The sequence below is a fragment of the Brevundimonas sp. GW821-FHT09G01 genome, from assembly GCF_059416065.1.
This window is the reverse complement of sequence record NZ_JBWKOL010000001.1, coordinates 826,632-843,301: the sequence shown is the minus strand read 5'-3', so window position 1 is coordinate 843,301 and position 16,670 is coordinate 826,632. Positions and strand designations below refer to the sequence as shown.

Here is a 16,670-nt window from a genome sequence, read left to right as displayed (position 1 = left end):
GCCATTGCGAACCCAAGACGGCGATGACACGACAGGGGCCAAGCTGCGGGAGGCGAAGATGCGAGAGAGGCTGAACGACGCCTGGCGATCTGTCCTGGACTCCACGACCGGCATGATGCGGTTTCGGGGCCGTTCGCGGATCGTGGACGTCTTCCATCTCTGGATCGCCATGGTTCTGGTCCAGCTGATCGCCCTGGCGCTGATCACTCCATTGGCGTGGGACGTGAGCTGGTGGGTCGGCGCGACGGTGAAGACGCTGGTCTGCCTGCCGTTCATCGCCCTCTTCTGCCGCCGGCTGCACGATCAGGGCCTGTCGGGCTGGTTCACGCCGATCATCCTGCCGCTACCGGCGGTGGGCCTGTATCAATCCTACCGGGCGACCTTCGCGGTCCTGAACCCGCAATGGCTGACCGAGCGGTCGTTCGTTCAGGGCCTCGAGTTGTGCATGATGGTGCTGGCGCTGACGTTCCTGATACTGCTGCTGCGGCCGGGTCAGAAGGGTGCGAACCGGTATGGGCCGGATCCGCGCGAAGCGGCCGATCAGGCCAGCAGCGCCCGGGTCGCCGCTTCCACGTCGTCCTGACGCATCAGGCTTTCGCCGACAAGGATGGCCTGGGCGTGGGCGTCGCTGACCTGCTGCACGTCGTCCGGGGTGAAGATGCCGCTCTCGGCTACCAGCAGGGCGCGGACGGGGCTGAGCATGGCCAGCCGCTCGGTGGTCTCCAGATCGACCTCGAAGGTCCGCAGCGACCGGTTGTTCACCCCCACCAGATCGCCGCCCAGCTTGCAGGCGCGGGCCATCTCGGCCTCGTCGTGGGTCTCGATCAGGGCGTCCATGCCGAAGCGTTCGGCCTCTGACAGCAGTTCAGCGGCCAGCGTGTCGTCGATCATGGCCAGGATGATCAGGATGCAGTCGGCGCCCAAGGCCCGGCTCTCGGCCACCTGCCAAGGATCGACCAGGAAGTCCTTGCGCAGGCAGGGCAGGGCGACCGCGTTCCGGGCGGCGGCCAGATAGGCGTCGTCGCCCTGGAAGCTGGGGCCGTCGGTCAGCACGGACAGGCAGGTCGCTCCGCCGCGCTCATAGGCCTTCGCCAATGCCGGCGGATCGAAATCGGCGCGGATCAGTCCCTTGGACGGGCTGGCCTTCTTGATCTCGGCGATCAGGGCCGGGCGACCGGTCTCGATGACGTGGTTGTCCAACGCGGCGCGGAAGCCGCGCGGGGCGGAGACGAGGGCGGCGCGCGCCTCGACCGCGTCCTGCGACAGGGCGGCCTTGCGGGCGGCGACGTCCTCGCGCTTGTAGGCGGCGATGCGGTCCAGCACGTCGGTCACGCCGGCTCCTCTTCCTCGATGGGGGTGTTGGTGGCGGCGACCAGTTCGGCCAGGGCCTTGGCCGCGCGACCGTCGTCGATGACGGCGGCGGCCTGGGCCGCGCCCTCGGCCAGGTCGGCGGCCTTGTCGGCCACGACCAGCCCGGCGGCGGCGTTCAGCAGCACCACGTCGCGATAGGCGCCCTTGGCCCCGTCCAGCAGGGCGGTCAGGGCGGCGGCGTTCGCCTCGGCGTCGCCGCCGCGGATTGCAGAGAGGTCGTGGCGGGCCAGTCCGGCGTCCTCGGGCGTGACGGTGAAGCGGCGCACGGCGCCATCCTTCCATTCGGCCACCTCGGTCTCGCCGGTGACGGTCAGTTCGTCCAGGCCCTGGCCGTGCACGGTCCAGGCCCGCACGGCGCCCAGGCGGCCCAGCACCTCGGCCAGGGGCTCCAACAGACGGGGATCGTAGACGCCCATCACCTGCCGCTTCGCCTGGGCCGGATTAGACAGCGGGCCCAGCAGGTTGAACACGGTGCGGAAGCCGATCTCGGCCCGCACCGGCCCGACGTGGCGCATGGCGCCGTGGTAGGAGGGGGCGAACAGGAAGGCGATCCCCGCCCGGTCCAGCGCGCGCAGCTGCTGGGCCTGGCCGGCCTGCAGATTGACCCCCAGCACCGCCAGCACGTCGGAGGAGCCGGACTTCGAGCTCAGCGCCCGGTTGCCGTGCTTGGCGACCTTCAGGCCCGCGCCCGCCAGCACCAGCGCCGCCGCCGTGGAGATGTTGAAGGTGTGCTGGCCGTCGCCGCCGGTGCCGCAGGTGTCGATGACATCCCAAGGGTGATCCAGCGTCAGGGCCGCCTCGCGCATGGCGGTGGCGAAGGCCGCGATCTCGCCCACCGTCTCGCCGCGGATGCGCAGGGCGGTGACGGCGGCGGCGACCTGGGCCGGGGTCGGCTCGCCGCGCAGGCAGGCGGCGAAGAAGGCGTGCGCCTCGGCGTCCGACAGGGTCTTGCCGTCGACCAGCTTGGCCAGCAGGGGCTTGAAGGTGTCGGCCACCTCAGACCATCGCCCGGCGCTTCACGCCCGCGAGGTCCAGGAAGTTGGCCAGCAGGTCGTGGCCGTGTTCGGTGGCGATCGATTCCGGATGGAACTGCACGCCGTGAATGGGGCGGGTCTTGTGGGCCAGGCCCATGATCTCGCCGTCGGCGGTCCAGGCGGTGACCTCCAGCACGTCCGGCAGGGTCTCCCGCTTCACCGCCAGCGAGTGGTAGCGCGTGGCCGTGAACGGCGAAGGCAGGCCGCGGAACACGCTCTTGCCCTCGTGAAGGATCGGCGAGGTCTTGCCGTGCATCAGGGCCTTGGCGCGGATCACATCGCCGCCGAACGCCTGACCCATCGCCTGATGGCCCAGGCAGACGCCGAAGATCGGCATGTCCAGAGGCGCGGTGTCGATCAGGGCCAGGCAGACGCCGGCCTCGTTGGGCGTGCACGGACCGGGCGACAGCAGCACGGCCTCGGGCTTCAGGGCCCAGGCCTCCGCGGCGGTCAGGTCGTCGTTGCGCACGACGCGCGTCTCCGCGCCCAACTCCGCCAGGTAGTGGACGAGGTTGTAGGTAAAGCTGTCGTAGTTATCGACGACGAGGATCATGACTTGGCTTCTAGGGACTACGGCCCGCCGCGCCAAGCGCCCAAGGCGTCTCAGGAGGCCGGTAAGACTGCGTTAACCGTATTGGATCGAATTGGGACTCTTCGAACGGGGAGGCTCGAATGGCCGACGGCATCCAGAAGGCGCGTATCCTGCTGACCGATCCCGCGGCGACGCGGAGCAGCCCATGGCCCGCGCTCGGCGCGGCGGCCCTGGCCGCGACGGCGGCGGTGCTGATGGCCGGGGTGATGATCCTCGGGCCGGGCGTCCGCTTCCAGGACGCACCGCCGATCGATCAGGCCCTGTTGCCGAACGGATAGCGCCAGGCCTCGTCCGCCGCCCGCATGGGCGCGCGCGCCTTGGCCCGGGTTTCGGCATATTCCGCCGCCGGATCGCTGTCGGCGACGACGCCGGCGCCCGCCTGCACATGGATCTGGCCGTCGGCGAACAGGGCGGTGCGCAGGACGATGCAGATGTCCGCCTCGCCGCCCGCCGAAATATAGCCCACGCCGCCGCCGTAGCCGACGCCGCGCTTCACCTCTTCCAGCTCGTCGATGATCTCCATCGCCCGCACCTTCGGCGCGCCCGACAGGGTGCCGGCGGGCAGGGCGGCCAGCAGGGTGTCGACCGCGTCCAGTTTGGGATCGGCCATGCCCTGCACATCCGAGACGATGTGCATGACCGAGCTGTAGCGCTCGACCTTGAAGCTTTCGGTGACCTCGACCGTGCCCGGCGCGGACACCCGGCCCACGTCGTTGCGGCCCAGGTCCAGCAGCATCAGGTGCTCGGCCCGCTCCTTGGGATCGGCCAGCAGCTCGGCCTCCAGCGCCCGGTCGGCCTCGGGCGTCTCGCCGCGCGGACGGGTGCCGGCCAGCGGACGGATGGTCACCCGGCCGTCCTTCAGCCGGACCAGGATCTCCGGGCTGGACCCGGCCAGCTGGAAGTCGCCGAAGTCGAGGAAGAACAGATAGGGCGAGGGGTTCTGACGTCGCAGGGCGCGGTAGAAGGCCAGCGGGTCCGCGTCCCACGGCGCCGAGAAGCGGTGGCTGAGTACGACCTGGAAGATGTCGCCGGCGGCGATGTACTCCTTGGCCCGGGCGACCATGACGCCGAAGGCGGCTTCATCGACCGGCGAGACAAAGGCGGGGCCGGCGGCCTCGACCGGCGCGGGCAGGGCGGGCAGGGGCGTGCGCAGGTCAGCCTCGAACCGGTCCAGACGCTCGACGGCGGCGTCCCAGGCGGCGCGGGCGTCCTGTCCGCTGTCCGGATAGGCGGCCGAGACCAGGACGATCTCGTGCTTCACCGAATCGAAGATGCCGACGATGGCGGGACGGGTCAGGACCGCGTCGGGCAGGTCCAGCGGGTCCGGGTTGGGCGCGCCCAGCGGCTCCAGGAGGCGGACCATGTCGTAGCCGAACACTCCGAACAGGCCCGCGGCCATGGGCGGCAGGTCCTCGGGCAGTTCAAAGCGCGAGGCGGCCATCAGGGCGCGCAGCGAGGCCAGCGGATCCTCGCCGTCGGGAGCGTAGCGGTCGGCCGCGATATCCGCGCCGCGGGCCGTCTCCGGCCGGCGGTCGCGGCAGCGCCAGACGACGTCGGGCTCGCGCGTGATGATCGAATAGCGGCCGTTGACGGCGCCGCCCTCGACCGACTCCAGCAGGAAGGCGTGGGACCGGCCCCGCCCGACCTTCAGAAAGGCGGAGACGGGAGTCTCCAGATCATCGACCAGCCGGCGGACGACCACCTGCGGCCGGCCCGAGGACCAGCCGTCGCGGAAGTCGGAGAAGGCGGCGGAGAGGTCCGCCGTCGTCATTGCGCCGGGGCGGGGGCCGGACCGCGCGGAGCGGCGGCTCCAGCGGCGCCGCCGGCCGGGGTCGCCGGGGCGACTTCCGACAGGCCCAGGGCCAGGCGGGCCTGCGGTTCGCTGAAGGTGGCGTTCACGCGGGCCGCGGCGGCCTTGATGGCGGCCTCGCCGACGGCGTTCAGGTTGTCCCCGGCCATACGGGCCCGGAACTGGTCCGCGGGGCCGGCGGCCAGGGTCGGGTTGGGCGCCGTGATCGCGTCCGTACGGCCGATGACGAAGCTGTCGGCGGCCTGCTGCTGGGAGAAGACCTGGCCGCGCGGCGTGGAGAACAGGCCCTGGACGACGCCCTGGCCCGCGGACTGGTCCTGGGCGCCGATGTTGGCGGCGGTCTGCAGCGTGGCGCCGGCCGAGCGGGCGACGGCGGCCATGTCCTCGCCGCCGCGGATGCGGCCGGCCAGGGCGTTGGCGCGGGCGTTGAGCAGGCGGTTGTTCTCGCGGGCGATCCAGTTGGCGGCCAGTTCGGAGCGGAAGCTGGGGTTGCTCAGCGAGGGCAGGGCCGGGGGCACGATCTCGTTGATCCGGACGACGAAATATTCGCCCTGACCGGCTTCCATGACTTCGCTCTCGCCGTTGCGGCCGAGCTTCCACATCGCTTCCAGCAGTTGGGGCGGCGCGCGGAAGTTCGGCTGCTGAATGCTGCGGCCGTCCTGGGTCACCTGCGGCACGGCGAGGATGCGGGCGCCGACCTCGGTGACCGCGGCTTCCAGCGTCTTGCCGTCCTTGCGCGCCTTGTCATAGGCCTCGACGCGCCGATAGACGGCGGCGCGGCGGTCTTCCTGGCGCAGTTCCTCGACGACCTGGGCGCGGACGTCCGCGAGCGTCGAGGGGCGGCCCGGCTTCACGCCGGTCAGCTTGGCGACGACGAAGCCGACGCGCGCCTGGACGGGGTCGGACACCTGGTCCGGGGTCATGCCGAACACGGCGGCGGCCACGGCCGGATCGGTCACGGCCGTGCGCGGGCGATCGGTGAAGGCCGAGGGCGCCAGGTTGTTCGCCTGGCCGACGGCTTCCGGCGTCTGGCCGGCGCGCAGGGCGGCGGCGATACGGTCGGCCACGGCCTTGTTCGGCGCCGTCAGGGTCACGAAGGTGCGGGTTTCCGGTTGCGACAGGGCGTCGCGGCGGAAGTTGAAGCGTTCCTGGATACGGGCGTCGGTGATCTCGCCCTGACCGTCGGCCGGGCTGTCGAACAGCACCACCGAGGCGCTGCGGAATTCCGGCAGGCGCAGCTGGGCGGCGTTCTGCTGGATGAAGGTGTTGAGCTGGGCGTCGGTCGGCGCGGCGGCCGAGCCGGCCATGGCCTGGGTCACGGCGAACCAGCGACCGTCGCGGGTCTCCAGCGCCTGGTTGGCCAGGACGGCGCCGTAGATGCGCGGCAGGCGCACGCCGGCGCCGATGGCCGAGCCGTAGTGGCGGGTCACGATCTCGTCGCGCATCTCGTTCTCGAAGCGCTCGGGCGTGGCGTTGTTCTGCTGCAGGGCGGCGACGTAAGCGCCCTGGTCGAAGCGGCCGGTGACCGAATCGAAGAAGGCGGGGACCTGACGAATCTGACGCAGGACCAGTTCCTTGCCGGGGCGGATGCCGACCTTGTCAGCCCACGACATGAAGCCGAGGCGCTCGGACTGCTGGGCCAGATAGGCCGGGAGCTGCCCGCCGCCGACCAGGTCCTCGAACGTCAGGGGGCGACCGGCCTGTTCCTGGGCCTGATTGCGGATGCGGTCCAGGTCGGCGCGGAACTCCGGCGCGTCGATGCTGCGCTCGCCCGCCGAAATCACATGCTTGGGCCCGAAGCTGGACAGCAGGTCCGGCATCTGCGAGCCGCCAGTGACCAGCAGGCCCACACCCAGCAGGACGAGCAGGCCGATGGCCCACTTGGACTTGGCGAATTTGCGGAACGCGGTGAGCATGGTCGGTCCTGAACGGAAGGGCGGCGAGAATGGCCACCTCGGCCTATAGGGCGTGAGGGGCCAGCACGGCAAGACGATGGCGACGCTTCGTCTGTTCGCGCATCTTGGCTTGGCCGCCGTCCCCGCCTAGAGAAGCGCGCATGAAACAATCCGTGAAGCTGGTCGCAGGAAACTGGAAGATGAACGGGCTGGGCGCGAGCCTGGCCGAGGCGGAGGCCCTGCGCAGCGCGCTGGAGGCCGAACCGGCGGCCTGTCGGGTCGCCCTGTGTCCGCCCGCCACCCTGGTCGATCGCCTGGCCGCCGTCTGTGCAGGCGGCCCCGTCGAGGTCGGCGGACAGGACTGCCGCGCCGAGACCTCCGGCGCCTACACCGGCGACATTTCCGCCGCCATGCTGAAGGACGCCGGCGCGAGCCTGGTCATTCTCGGCCACTCCGAACGCCGTCAGGGCCATGGAGAGACCGACGCCCTGGTGCTGGCCAAGGCCGAGGCGGCGCTGGCCGCTGGCCTGTCGCCGATCGTGTGCGTCGGCGAGACCCTGCAACAGCGCGAGGCGGGGCAGGCGGTCGCGGTCGTGCGCGACCAGGTCATCCATTCCCTGCCGCTGGCGCTGGCCGGTCAGGCGTTCGCTGTAGCCTATGAGCCCGTCTGGGCCATCGGCACCGGCCTGACCCCGACGCTGGAGCAGATCGAGGAGGTCCACCGGGCCGTCCGCGCCGCGATGATCGAACGCCTGGGCCTGGCCGCCGCCACGCCGCCGATCCTGTACGGCGGTTCGGTCAAGCCGGACAACGCGCGCGACATCCTGTCGACGCCCGAGGTCGGCGGCGCCCTGGTCGGCGGCGCCTCGCTGAAGGCCGCGGACTTCCTGGGCATCATCCGCGCCGCCTGACTGGAGGCGGGTGATCAGCGGGCGGCTGCGGCCGTCGGCGAACCCCTCGTCCCTGGCCACCAACCCCATCCCTCGCGCCGTCGTTGCCCACCGCACACAACGATGATAGACGCCGCCGCTTGATCGGCGCGGGTTTGCGCCACACATATCGGCTGCCATGCTCCAGATCATTCTCCTCGTCGTCATGATCCTCATCTCGCTCGCGCTCGCGGGCGTGGTCCTGCTGCAGCGCTCCGAAGGCGGCGCGCTGGGCATGGGCGGAGGTCCCTCGGGCTTCATGACCGCGCGCGGAGCGGGCAATTTGCTGACCAAGACCACCTGGGTCCTGGCCTTCCTGTTCTTCCTCTGCGCCCTGTCGCTGACGATCCTGGGCAATGTCGAACGGTCGAACCGGTCGATCGTGGACGCCGACGCCGTCGGCGAACTGGCCGCTCCGCCGCCGTCGGCCACGCCGGGCGCCGCCGCCGCCGATCCGGCGACCCCGGCCCAACCGGCCGCCCCGTCGATGCAGGACCTCGAGTCGAGCCTGTCCGGCGCTTCGGCGGCCCCGGCTCCCGCCCCGGCCCAGCCGGCGCCCGCTCAGTAAGGATGGGCGGGGACCTTCTCCCCGCCTTCCTCTCCCGCCCTCAAAGTCTTCGCAGTTCAGGGTCGCGTTTCGCGCGACCCTTCTTCCACATGTTTGCGCGGTCGCCGCTGATCCGGCGGACCGAATCAGCGGTAAGGTGATCTCCCATGGCCCGTTACGTGTTCATCACTGGCGGCGTGGTTTCCTCCTTGGGAAAAGGCCTCGCTTCCGCCGCTCTCGGCGCGCTTCTGCAAGCGCGCGGCTACAAGGTTCGCCTTCGTAAGCTCGACCCCTATCTGAACGTCGATCCGGGCACGATGAGCCCGTATCAGCACGGCGAGGTCTTCGTGACCGACGACGGGGCCGAGACCGATCTCGACCTGGGGCACTATGAGCGCTTCACCGGCGTGTCGGCCGCTCGGTCCGACAACATCACGACCGGCCGCATCTATTCGACCATCCTCGAGAAGGAGCGCCGGGGCGACTATCTGGGCGCTACGGTGCAGGTGATCCCGCACGTCACCGACCAGATCAAATCCTTCTGCCTGACGCCGGCCGTGACCGATGACGGCGAGGATGTGGACTTCGTGCTGGTCGAGATCGGCGGCACGGTCGGCGACATCGAGGGCCTGCCGTTCTTCGAGGCCATCCGCCAGCTGGGCCAGGACCTGCCGCGCGGCCAGTCGTGCTTCGTGCACCTGACCCTGCTGCCCTTCATCAAGACCGCCGGCGAGATGAAGACCAAGCCGACGCAGCACTCGGTCAAGGAGCTGCGCTCGATCGGCATCCAGCCCGACATCCTGCTGTGCCGCTGCGAATTCCCGATCCCGGCCGAGGAAAAGCGCAAGATCGGCCTGTTCTGCAACGTGCGCGAAAGCGGCGTCATCCAGGCCATGGACTCGGCCGACATCTACGCCGTGCCGCTGGACTATCACCGCGAGGGGCTGGACGCGGAAGTCCTGGCCCACTTCGGCATCACCGACGCCCCGGCGCCCGACCTGTCGCGCTGGCAGGAGATCGCCCGTCGCCGGCTGCAGCCCGACGGCGAGGTCACCGTGGCCGTGGTCGGCAAGTACACGGTCCTGAAGGACGCCTACAAATCCCTGATCGAGGCGCTGCACCACGGCGGCGTGGCCAACAACGTCAAGGTCAACATCGACTGGGTCGAGGCCGACACCTTCGAGGGCGACCCTGAGGCCTGCGAGGCCCGGCTGCAGGGCGCGCATGCGGTGCTGGTGCCCGGCGGCTTCGGCGAACGCGGCTCGGAAGGCAAGATCGAGGCGGCCCGCTTCGCGCGGGTGCGCAACATCCCCTATTTCGGCATCTGTTTCGGCATGCAGATGGCGGTGATCGAGGCGGCGCGGAACCTGGCCGGCTATCCCAAGGCCTCCTCCACCGAGTTCGGCCCCACGACCGAGCCGGTCGTCGGCCTGATGACCGAATGGACCCAGGGCAACCAGCGCGTCTTGCGCCAGCAGGGCGGCGACCTGGGCGGCACGATGCGCCTGGGCGCCTATGAATCGACGCTCAAGCCGGGATCCAAGATCGCGGAGATGTATGGTTCGACCACCATCAGCGAACGGCACCGCCACCGCTATGAGGTCAACATCAACTACCGCGAGGCGATCGAGCAGAAGGCCGGGCTGGTCTTCGCCGGCCTGTCGCCGGACGGCGTCCTGCCCGAGACCGTCGAGCGCACCGACCACCCGTGGTTCATCGGTGTGCAGTATCACCCGGAGCTGAAGAGCCGGCCGTTCGCGCCGCACCCCCTGTTCGCCGGCTTCATCGCCGCGGCTGTGGTGCAGAGCCGGCTGGTCTAGGCGTCGGACCGATCCAGCGGCGCCGGACCTTCGGCGGAGGCGGCCAGCTTCAGGCTCTCAAACGGCTGGCGGACGCGGCAACGGATGCAGGTCTGCATGCCGGGCAGCGCGCGGCTGTCGACGAAGATGTGACCCCTGATCCTGCAGCGTAGCGACTGGAACATGCTCTATCCCGGATTGGGATAACCATGTTTCATCCGATGCCGGGCTACAAGAAAAACATAGATTTCCGACACTTATAGGTCGAATCTCGTCAGGCCTGCAACGCCAGGAGGGCGAAGCTGGCCAGCCAGTGCTCGCCCATATAGTCGCCGGTGACGTGGGGCAGGGCGGCGTCCAGGTGGGTCGCGGCGGCCCGACCGGCGATGACGGCGCGGATGTCGTCTTCAGGAAGGGCCGAGGCGATCTCGCGCCAGCACCAGGCCCGGCTCAGGTTCAATCCGTCCAGGTGGGCGATCTTCCCGTCCGACCGGTCGCTGACGCTGGCGGGCGTGAAGAGGGTCGCCGGCTTCTGTGATCCGACCTTCGGCAGGAAGGCGTTGAACCAGTCCCGGAAAGCCTCGGGCGCCATCACCCGCCGCATCAGGGCGGCCTCCATGAGGGCCGGGGACAGGAACTCGTCCTGCGACGGCTCCCACGCCTGACAGTCGCGGTCGTCCGCGTGCCAGGCCAGCGCCTTCTCGCGGCACAGGGCCGCCAGCGCCGGATCGTTGGTCTCGGCCCAGGCCAGCGTCAGCCGCAGGGCGAAGGCGGTGTTGTAGTGGGTCCCGACCCGCACCGGATAGCCGGCCAGCGGCAGGAAGGCGTGGAAGCGGTCGGCGAAGGCCCGCGCCAGCGGACGCAGGGTGGCGGCGCGGCGGCGGCCGTCCTCGCTGTCGTGCCGGTCCATCTCGGCGGCCAGCATCAGCAGCCAGCCCCAGCCGTAGGGACGCTCGAAGCCCCGGCTGGACGGCTGGGCCAGATAGGCGACCTCGGCGGCGACGTTGTCCGGCGTGAACAGCTCGTTCGCCAGCGCCCAGATCCGCGGCGCCTCGGGATTGTTCGGGTACAACCGCAGCAGGGTGAACAGGGTCCACCAGCCGTGGACGCAGGAATGCCAGTCGAAGCTGCCGAAGAAGATCGGGTGCAGGTCGCGTGGACCTCGCACGTCGCGCCTGCCGGTCATCACGTGATCCAGCTTGTTCGGATACTCGAGGGTGACGTGCCCCAGCGCGGCGGAGGCGAAGCGGGAGGCGGTGGCGGCGTCGAGGGTGTGAGTCATCTCAGAACCGGAAGGCGAGCGCATACATCAGCCCGATATTGACGATCAGCATGAGCAGGGCAGTGGGAAGCTGGGCCCGGATCACCCCGTTCAGGGCGGCGTTGCGGTCGGGCAGCTCCAGCAGGTTGGCGGGCACCACGTTGAAGTTGGCGGCCATGGGCGTCATCAGCGTCCCGCAGAAACCGGCCAGCATGCCGATGGCGCAGACGATGGCCGGATTGCCGCCGAACTGGTGCACCACGATGGGCAGGCCGATGGCGGCGGTCATCACCGGGAAGGCGGCGAAGGCGTTGCCCATGACCACGGTGAACAGCGCCATGCCCAGGCAGTAGGCGATCACCGCCAGCAGGGGCGTGGTCAGGGGGACCGTCTGGCTGACCAGCTGACCGACCACTCCACCCACATCGGCGGCCAGGAAGACCGCGCCCAGCGAGGCCAGCATCTGGGGCAGCAGGGTCGCCCAGCCGATGGAGTCCATCAGCCGGCGGCCTTCCTGCACCGGGGCCAGGACCGGCGGACGGAACCAGGCCATGGCCGCGAACAGGGCGATGACGCAGCCGAGACCCAGGGCGATCAGGGTCGTCTGTGTCGATGAGATCAGCCAGGCCCCGGCCCCCGTGTACTTGGCCAGAAGTGTCCCGCCGACGGCGACCAGCGGGATGATCAGGGCCGGTACGAACAGGGCGTTGCCCCGCCGGGCCGCGCCCTCGCGCCGTTCCTCCAGCGTGGTGGTCGCGGGCCGGCCGACGCCCATCTTTCCAACGGCGCCGACGATCACCAGCGCCACGACCAGCAGGCCGTTGCCCAGTCCGCCCAGCAGATCGCCGAACAGCAGGGAGGCCGCGATCAGGCCCCAGAACAGGGTGTTGCGGATACGGGTCGGGTGGGTCCGGTCCGTGGCCGTGAAGACGGCGAAGGCCAGGAACATCAGCCCGACGAGGATGTAGGCGTGCTGCAGGGTGATCATTGCGCCGCCTCCGCATCGGCGGCGGCGGGCGTGGCCAGGTCGCGCTTCAGCGACCGGTCGAACAGCCACAGCCTGACGCCGTGCACGAGGAAGGCCGCGATCGCGGTGGGGATGGCCCACAGGGAGATGTGCAGGGCCTCGACCCGGATGCCCGCCTGTTCGAGGAAGCCGACCATCAGCACGATGGAGCCGATGGCGATGAAGATGTCCTCGCCGAAGAACAGGCCGACGTTGTCGGTGGCGGCGGACATGCCCCGGATGCGGAAGCGGACCTTGTCGGGCAGGGGACCGTGTTCGGCCTCCGCCGCGCCCTCGGCCATGGGGGCCACCAGCGGTCGGACCATCTGGGGATGCCCGCCCAGCGAGGTCAGGCCCAACGCCGAGGTCGCCTGACGGACCAGCAGATAGACCAGCAGCAGCCGCCCCGCGGTGGCGGCCCGCACCTGGGCGATCAGCTGGCGCGCCCGCTCCTGCAGCCCGGCGCGCTCCAGCACGCCGATGACCGGCAGGATCAGCCAGGTGATGTGGAAGTAGCGGTTGTCGTTGAAGGCCTCGCCCAGTCGGGCCAGCGTCGCCACGCCGGCGTCGAACAGGGCTCGAGGATCCGCCCCTGTCGTCACCGCCGCCAATACGCCCGTAACGACGGCGGCGATCAATATGACCAGCAGCGGATTGATCCGGGCGATGAAGCCCGCGACCACGACCGCAATTCCGAGCAGCACCAGCATCCGCCGTCCCCCTTTTCGTCCCCGGGCGGAGAGTTGCGCGGTTCGCGGGGTTGGGGAAGCCCTAGGCCCTCCCGAACCCGCCGCCGCCCGGAGTCTCGATCACGAACACGTCCCCGGCCGCCATCTCGACCTCCGCCGTGGCGCCCAGTGTCTCCGCCGTTCCGTCCGCCCGCTCGACGCGGTTCACGCCGACCGCGCCCGGCTCGCCACCCGCCGCGCCGAAGGGCGGGGTGCGGCGATGGTTGGACAGGATGGCGGCGGTCAGGGGCTCCAGGAACTGCACGCGCCGCACAGCGCCGTCGCCGCCCCGGTTCGCACCCGCCCCGCCCGAGCCGGGGCGGATGGCGAAGGCTTCCAGCAGGACCGGGAAGCGGGTCTCCAGCACCTCGGGGTCGGTCAGGCGGCTGTTGGTCATGTGGGTCTGCACCGCCGCCGCGCCGTCGAAGCCGGGCCCGGCGCCCGAGCCGCCGGCGATGGTCTCGTAGTACTGGCGGGTCGCGTCGCCGAAGGTGAAGTTGTTCATCGTCCCCTGGCTGGCCGCCAGCACGCCCAGTGCGCCGTACAGCGTGTCCACGACGGCCTGGCTGGTCTCGACATTCCCGGCCACGACGGCGGCGGGATAGCGGGGGTTCAGCATCGATCCCTCGGGCACGATCAGTTCGATCGGCTTGAGGCAGCCCTCGTTCAGCGGGATGGCGTCGTCCACCAGGGTCCGGAAGACATACAGGGTCGCGGCCCGGGTGATCGACAGCGGCGCGTTGAAGTTGTTGGGCCGCTGGGCGCTGGTCCCCGTGAAGTCCACGACCGCGCTGCGGGCCTCCGGATCCACGTCAATCCGTACACGGATGATCGCGCCGTCATCCATCTCCAGATCGAAGGATCCGGGCTTCAGGGCGGCGATGGCGCGGCGGACCGCCTCCTCGGCGTTGTCCTGGATATGGCCCATGTAGGCGGCGACCACGTCGCGCCCGAACTCGGCCACCATGCGGGCCAGCTCGTCGGCGCCGCGCGCGCAGGAGGCGACCTGGGCCTTCAGGTCGGCCATGTTCTGGTCGACGTTGCGCGACGGATGAGGCCCGGAGGCGAACAGGGCGCGGGTCTCGGCGTCCCTCAGCGTCCCGGCGTCGACCAGCAGGAAGTCGTCTATCAGCACCCCTTCGTCCTCGACCTTCTTCGAGGTCGGCGGCATGGAGCCGGGGGTGATGCCGCCCACGTCCGCATGGTGTCCGCGCGCGGCGACGAAGAAGGCCGGCGCCTCATCCGCATCCAGGAAGACAGGCATGATGACGGTGATGTCCGGCAGGTGCGTCCCGCCGTTGTAGGGGGCGTTCAGCATATAGACGTCGCCGCGCCTCATGCCGCGTCCATCCCGGGCCTGCCCGCGGGCGCCACCGCGCGAGGCGACCACGGTGCGGATGCTTTCGCCCATCGAACCCAGATGCACCGGGATGTGCGGCGCGTTTGCGATCAGGGCGCCGCCCGCGTCGAAGACGGCGCAGGAGAAGTCCAGCCGCTCCTTGATGTTCACCGAATAGGCCGTGGCCCGCAGCGCCTCGCCCATCTGTTCAGCAGCGGCCATGAAGCGGCTGTTGAACACCTCCAGCAGGATCGGATCGGCGTGGGCGCCGATGGCCGTGCGGGCGGGCAGGGGAACGACCCGCTCCAGGATCAGGTTCAGCCCCGCGTCGGCGGCGGCGCGCCAGCCCGGCTCGACCACGGTGGTGCCGGTGTCCTCCAAGATCACCGCCGGGCCGTCGACGGCGGCGCCGGGTCCGAAGTCCTCGCGGCGATAGACGGGGGCGTCGTGGCTTTCCCCGGCCATCCAGACCGGCGTGCGGGTCACGGCCTCGAGCGTCCGCTCGCGCGGGTCGCCATCGGTCGCGGCGGTCTGGCCCGAGGCACCGGTGGCCTCGGCCTCCAGCGTTTCGACGACCAGCGCCTTGCCCTCGGCGAAGAAGCCGAAGCGACGGCGATGCAGGGCCTCGAAGGCGGACCTCATGTCGTCGGCGGGACCGAAGGGCACGCTCAGGGGCGTGTCCGAGCCCGCGAACTTGATCTCGGCCCGGGCCGTCACCGTGATCCGGTCGTCGGCGAAGCCCTGCGCCGCCAGTTCGGCCCGCGCCTGTTGGGCCAGCTCGCCCACCCGCGCCGCCATTTCGGCGTCGGCAGCGATCTCCAGCGGGATCGCCGCCGTCGCCTGCCGGATGGCGCGCACCTCGGCCAGACCCATGCCGTAGGCCGACAGCACGCCCGCGAACGGGTGCAGCATCACCGTCGTCATGCCCAGGGCGTCGGCCACCAGACAGGCGTGCTGCCCGCCCGCGCCGCCGAAGCAGTTCAGGACGTAGCGGGTCACGTCGTAGCCACGCTGGATCGAGATCGACTTGATCGCCTCGGCCATGTTCTGCACGGCGATGGTGACGAAGCCCTCGGCCAGGGCTTCGGGCGTGGTGGCGCGGCCCGTCGCCGCCTCGACCTCGGCGGCCAGTTCGGCGAAGCCCGCGCGCACGGCGTCGGCGTCCAGCGGCTGGTCCGCGCCCGGTCCGAAGACGGCGGGGAAGAGCTCCGGCTTCAGCTTGCCCAGCAACACATTGCAGTCGGTGACCGTCAGTGGCCCGCCCCGGCGATAGGCGCGCGGCCCCGGCACGGCGCCCGCCGATTCCGGTCCGACCCGCAGCCGCGCGCCGTCGAAACGGCAGATCGAGCCGCCGCCCGCCGCCACCGTGTGGATCGAGAGCATGGGCGCCCGCAGTCGCACCCCGGCGACCACGGCGTCGGAGGTGCGCTCATACTCGCCGGCGAAATGGGACACGTCGGTCGAGGTGCCGCCCATGTCGAAGCCGATCACGCGGTCGAACCCCGCGACCTTCGCGGTTTCCGCCATGCCGACCACGCCGCCCGCCGGACCGGACAGGATGGCGTCTTTGCCCCGAAAAACGCCCGCCGCCGTCAGTCCGCCGTTCGACTGCATGAACAGCAGGGGCGTGGCCTCGCCCAGTTCGCCGCCGACCTTATCCACATAGGCGCGCAGGATGGGCGACAGATAGGCGTCGGCCACGGTGGTGTCGCCGCGCCCGATCAGCTTGATCAGCGCCCCGACCTCATGGCTGACCGATATCTGCTCGAAGCCCAGCTCGCGGGCGATCCCGGCCACCTGCCGCTCGTGGTCGGTGAAGCGCCAGCCATGCACCAGGGCGATGGCGACGGCCCGGAAGCCGGCGTCGCGCGCGGCCTTCAGTCCACGCCTTGTCCCCTCGATATCCACAGGTCTGTCCACAGCCCCGTCGGCGCGGACGCGCTCGTCGATCTCGACCACCCGGTCATAGAGCTGGTCGTTCAGGCGGATGTGGCGGGCGAACAGGTCGGGGCGGCTTTGCCAGCCGATGCGCAGGGCGTCGCCGAAGCCTCTGGTGATCGCCAGCACGGTCGGCTCGCCCTTGCGTTCCAGGAGGGCGTTGGTCGCCACGGTGGTGCCCATCCGCACGGCCTCGACCAGGCCGGCGGGCAGGGGACCCGGTCCCGCTCCCAGCACCCGGCGCACGCCCTCGACGGCGGCGTCGGCGTACTGCTCGGGATTGACCGACAGCAGCTTGCGGGTCGTCAGAGTTCCGTCCGGCGCGCGGGCCACCACATCGGTGAAGGTGCCGCCCCGGTCGATCCAGAAGCGCCAGCCGCTCGGGGCCTGATCCATTCCGCTGCTCCGACTCATCCGGTCT

15 protein-coding genes are annotated in these 16,670 nt (G+C 70.5%); 5 read left to right on the top strand and 10 right to left on the bottom strand.

Annotated elements, in window-relative coordinates; all coding sequences use genetic code 11:
* Positions 1-58 precede the first annotated feature (58 nt).
* The gene (locus AC07NB_RS04180; RefSeq protein WP_494572137.1) at positions 59-583 is read left to right on the top strand and encodes a DUF805 domain-containing protein; all 525 of its coding nucleotides are present in this window, start codon (positions 59-61) and stop codon (positions 581-583) included.
* On the opposite strand, the gene trpC is transcribed toward AC07NB_RS04180, so the two are convergent.
* The 3 genes from trpC to AC07NB_RS04165 are packed head-to-tail and all read right to left on the bottom strand — an operon-like array spanning position 541 to position 2,958.
* Positions 541-1,332: an indole-3-glycerol phosphate synthase TrpC gene (gene trpC / locus AC07NB_RS04175; RefSeq protein WP_494572136.1), complete on the bottom strand. Its 792-nt coding sequence runs from the start codon at positions 1,330-1,332 to the stop codon at positions 541-543. The genes AC07NB_RS04180 and trpC overlap by 43 nt on opposite strands.
* Entirely contained in the window at positions 1,329-2,366 is a 1,038-nt protein-coding gene (trpD, locus tag AC07NB_RS04170; RefSeq protein ID WP_291839943.1) for an anthranilate phosphoribosyltransferase, read from the bottom strand. The genes trpC and trpD overlap by 4 nt, the downstream gene beginning before the upstream one ends.
* Position 2,367: 1 nt before the next feature.
* Positions 2,368-2,958 carry an anthranilate synthase component II gene (locus AC07NB_RS04165; protein ID WP_291839940.1) on the bottom strand — a complete coding sequence of 197 codons (591 nt, stop codon included), beginning with the start codon at positions 2,956-2,958 and terminating at the stop codon, positions 2,368-2,370.
* Between the two features lie 119 nt (positions 2,959-3,077).
* Here AC07NB_RS04165 and AC07NB_RS04160 point away from each other — a divergent pair, with 119 nt between their 5' ends.
* On the top strand, positions 3,078-3,275 hold the full coding sequence (locus AC07NB_RS04160; protein ID WP_291839937.1) for a peptidoglycan-binding protein: 198 nt from the start codon (positions 3,078-3,080) through the stop codon (positions 3,273-3,275).
* On the opposite strand, the gene trpE is transcribed toward AC07NB_RS04160, so the two are convergent.
* Both trpE and AC07NB_RS04150 read right to left on the bottom strand, forming a co-directional pair.
* A complete protein-coding gene (gene trpE, locus AC07NB_RS04155; RefSeq protein WP_494572135.1) occupies positions 3,251-4,768 on the bottom strand; it encodes an anthranilate synthase component I in 1,518 nt (505 codons plus the stop codon). The two genes, AC07NB_RS04160 and trpE, sit on opposite strands and share 25 nt — an antisense overlap.
* A complete protein-coding gene (locus AC07NB_RS04150; RefSeq protein WP_492312982.1) occupies positions 4,765-6,723 on the bottom strand; it encodes a peptidylprolyl isomerase in 1,959 nt (652 codons plus the stop codon). Before AC07NB_RS04150 ends, trpE begins: the two co-directional genes overlap by 4 nt.
* 140 nt (positions 6,724-6,863) lie before the next feature.
* Here AC07NB_RS04150 and tpiA point away from each other — a divergent pair, with 140 nt between their 5' ends.
* From tpiA to pyrG, 3 genes are all read left to right on the top strand, one after another.
* Positions 6,864-7,613 (top strand): triose-phosphate isomerase, encoded by a 750-nt coding sequence (gene tpiA / locus AC07NB_RS04145; protein WP_492312983.1) that lies wholly within the window; start codon positions 6,864-6,866, stop codon positions 7,611-7,613.
* Between the two features lie 157 nt (positions 7,614-7,770).
* Complete coding sequence (gene secG / locus AC07NB_RS04140) at positions 7,771-8,199, top strand: preprotein translocase subunit SecG (RefSeq protein WP_492312984.1); 429 nt, start codon at positions 7,771-7,773, stop codon at positions 8,197-8,199.
* A 146-nt stretch (positions 8,200-8,345) separates the two neighbouring features.
* Positions 8,346-9,998 carry a CTP synthase gene (pyrG, locus tag AC07NB_RS04135; protein WP_492312985.1) on the top strand — a complete coding sequence of 551 codons (1,653 nt, stop codon included), beginning with the start codon at positions 8,346-8,348 and terminating at the stop codon, positions 9,996-9,998.
* Here pyrG and AC07NB_RS04130 read toward each other — a convergent pair.
* The 5 genes from AC07NB_RS04130 to AC07NB_RS04110 form a co-directional block, all read right to left on the bottom strand.
* Positions 9,995-10,162 carry a hypothetical protein gene (locus tag AC07NB_RS04130; RefSeq protein ID WP_492312986.1) on the bottom strand — a complete coding sequence of 56 codons (168 nt, stop codon included), beginning with the start codon at positions 10,160-10,162 and terminating at the stop codon, positions 9,995-9,997. The two genes, pyrG and AC07NB_RS04130, sit on opposite strands and share 4 nt — an antisense overlap.
* Before the next feature lie 89 nt (positions 10,163-10,251).
* Positions 10,252-11,259 (bottom strand): DUF2891 domain-containing protein, encoded by a 1,008-nt coding sequence (locus tag AC07NB_RS04125; RefSeq protein ID WP_494572134.1) that lies wholly within the window; start codon positions 11,257-11,259, stop codon positions 10,252-10,254.
* A 1-nt stretch (position 11,260) separates the two neighbouring features.
* A complete protein-coding gene (locus AC07NB_RS04120) occupies positions 11,261-12,226 on the bottom strand; it encodes a DUF979 domain-containing protein (protein WP_494572133.1) in 966 nt (321 codons plus the stop codon).
* Positions 12,223-12,954: a DUF969 domain-containing protein gene (locus tag AC07NB_RS04115; protein WP_492312989.1), complete on the bottom strand. Its 732-nt coding sequence runs from the start codon at positions 12,952-12,954 to the stop codon at positions 12,223-12,225. The genes AC07NB_RS04120 and AC07NB_RS04115 overlap by 4 nt, the downstream gene beginning before the upstream one ends.
* A gap of 61 nt (positions 12,955-13,015) precedes the next feature.
* On the bottom strand, positions 13,016-16,645 hold the full coding sequence (locus tag AC07NB_RS04110; RefSeq protein WP_494572132.1) for a hydantoinase B/oxoprolinase family protein: 3,630 nt from the start codon (positions 16,643-16,645) through the stop codon (positions 13,016-13,018).
* Positions 16,646-16,670: the final 25 nt, after the last annotated feature.

What these genes read in the sequence shown, in the direction of transcription:
- AC07NB_RS04180 (WP_494572137.1), top strand. Translation starts at nt 59, where the DNA reads ATGCGAGAGAGGCTGAACGACGCCTGGCGATCTGTCCTGGACTCCACG.
- AC07NB_RS04165 (WP_291839940.1), bottom strand. Translation starts at nt 2,958, where the DNA reads ATGATCCTCGTCGTCGATAACTACGACAGCTTTACCTACAACCTCGTC.
- AC07NB_RS04160 (WP_291839937.1), top strand. Translation starts at nt 3,078, where the DNA reads ATGGCCGACGGCATCCAGAAGGCGCGTATCCTGCTGACCGATCCCGCG.
- trpE (WP_494572135.1), bottom strand. Translation starts at nt 4,768, where the DNA reads ATGACGACGGCGGACCTCTCCGCCGCCTTCTCCGACTTCCGCGACGGC.
- AC07NB_RS04150 (WP_492312982.1), bottom strand. Translation starts at nt 6,723, where the DNA reads ATGCTCACCGCGTTCCGCAAATTCGCCAAGTCCAAGTGGGCCATCGGC.
- tpiA (WP_492312983.1), top strand. Translation starts at nt 6,864, where the DNA reads ATGAAACAATCCGTGAAGCTGGTCGCAGGAAACTGGAAGATGAACGGG.
- secG (WP_492312984.1), top strand. Translation starts at nt 7,771, where the DNA reads ATGCTCCAGATCATTCTCCTCGTCGTCATGATCCTCATCTCGCTCGCG.
- pyrG (WP_492312985.1), top strand. Translation starts at nt 8,346, where the DNA reads ATGGCCCGTTACGTGTTCATCACTGGCGGCGTGGTTTCCTCCTTGGGA.
- AC07NB_RS04130 (WP_492312986.1), bottom strand. Translation starts at nt 10,162, where the DNA reads ATGTTCCAGTCGCTACGCTGCAGGATCAGGGGTCACATCTTCGTCGAC.
- AC07NB_RS04125 (WP_494572134.1), bottom strand. Translation starts at nt 11,259, where the DNA reads ATGACTCACACCCTCGACGCCGCCACCGCCTCCCGCTTCGCCTCCGCC.
- AC07NB_RS04120 (WP_494572133.1), bottom strand. Translation starts at nt 12,226, where the DNA reads ATGATCACCCTGCAGCACGCCTACATCCTCGTCGGGCTGATGTTCCTG.
- AC07NB_RS04115 (WP_492312989.1), bottom strand. Translation starts at nt 12,954, where the DNA reads ATGCTGGTGCTGCTCGGAATTGCGGTCGTGGTCGCGGGCTTCATCGCC.
- AC07NB_RS04110 (WP_494572132.1), bottom strand. Translation starts at nt 16,645, where the DNA reads ATGGATCAGGCCCCGAGCGGCTGGCGCTTCTGGATCGACCGGGGCGGC.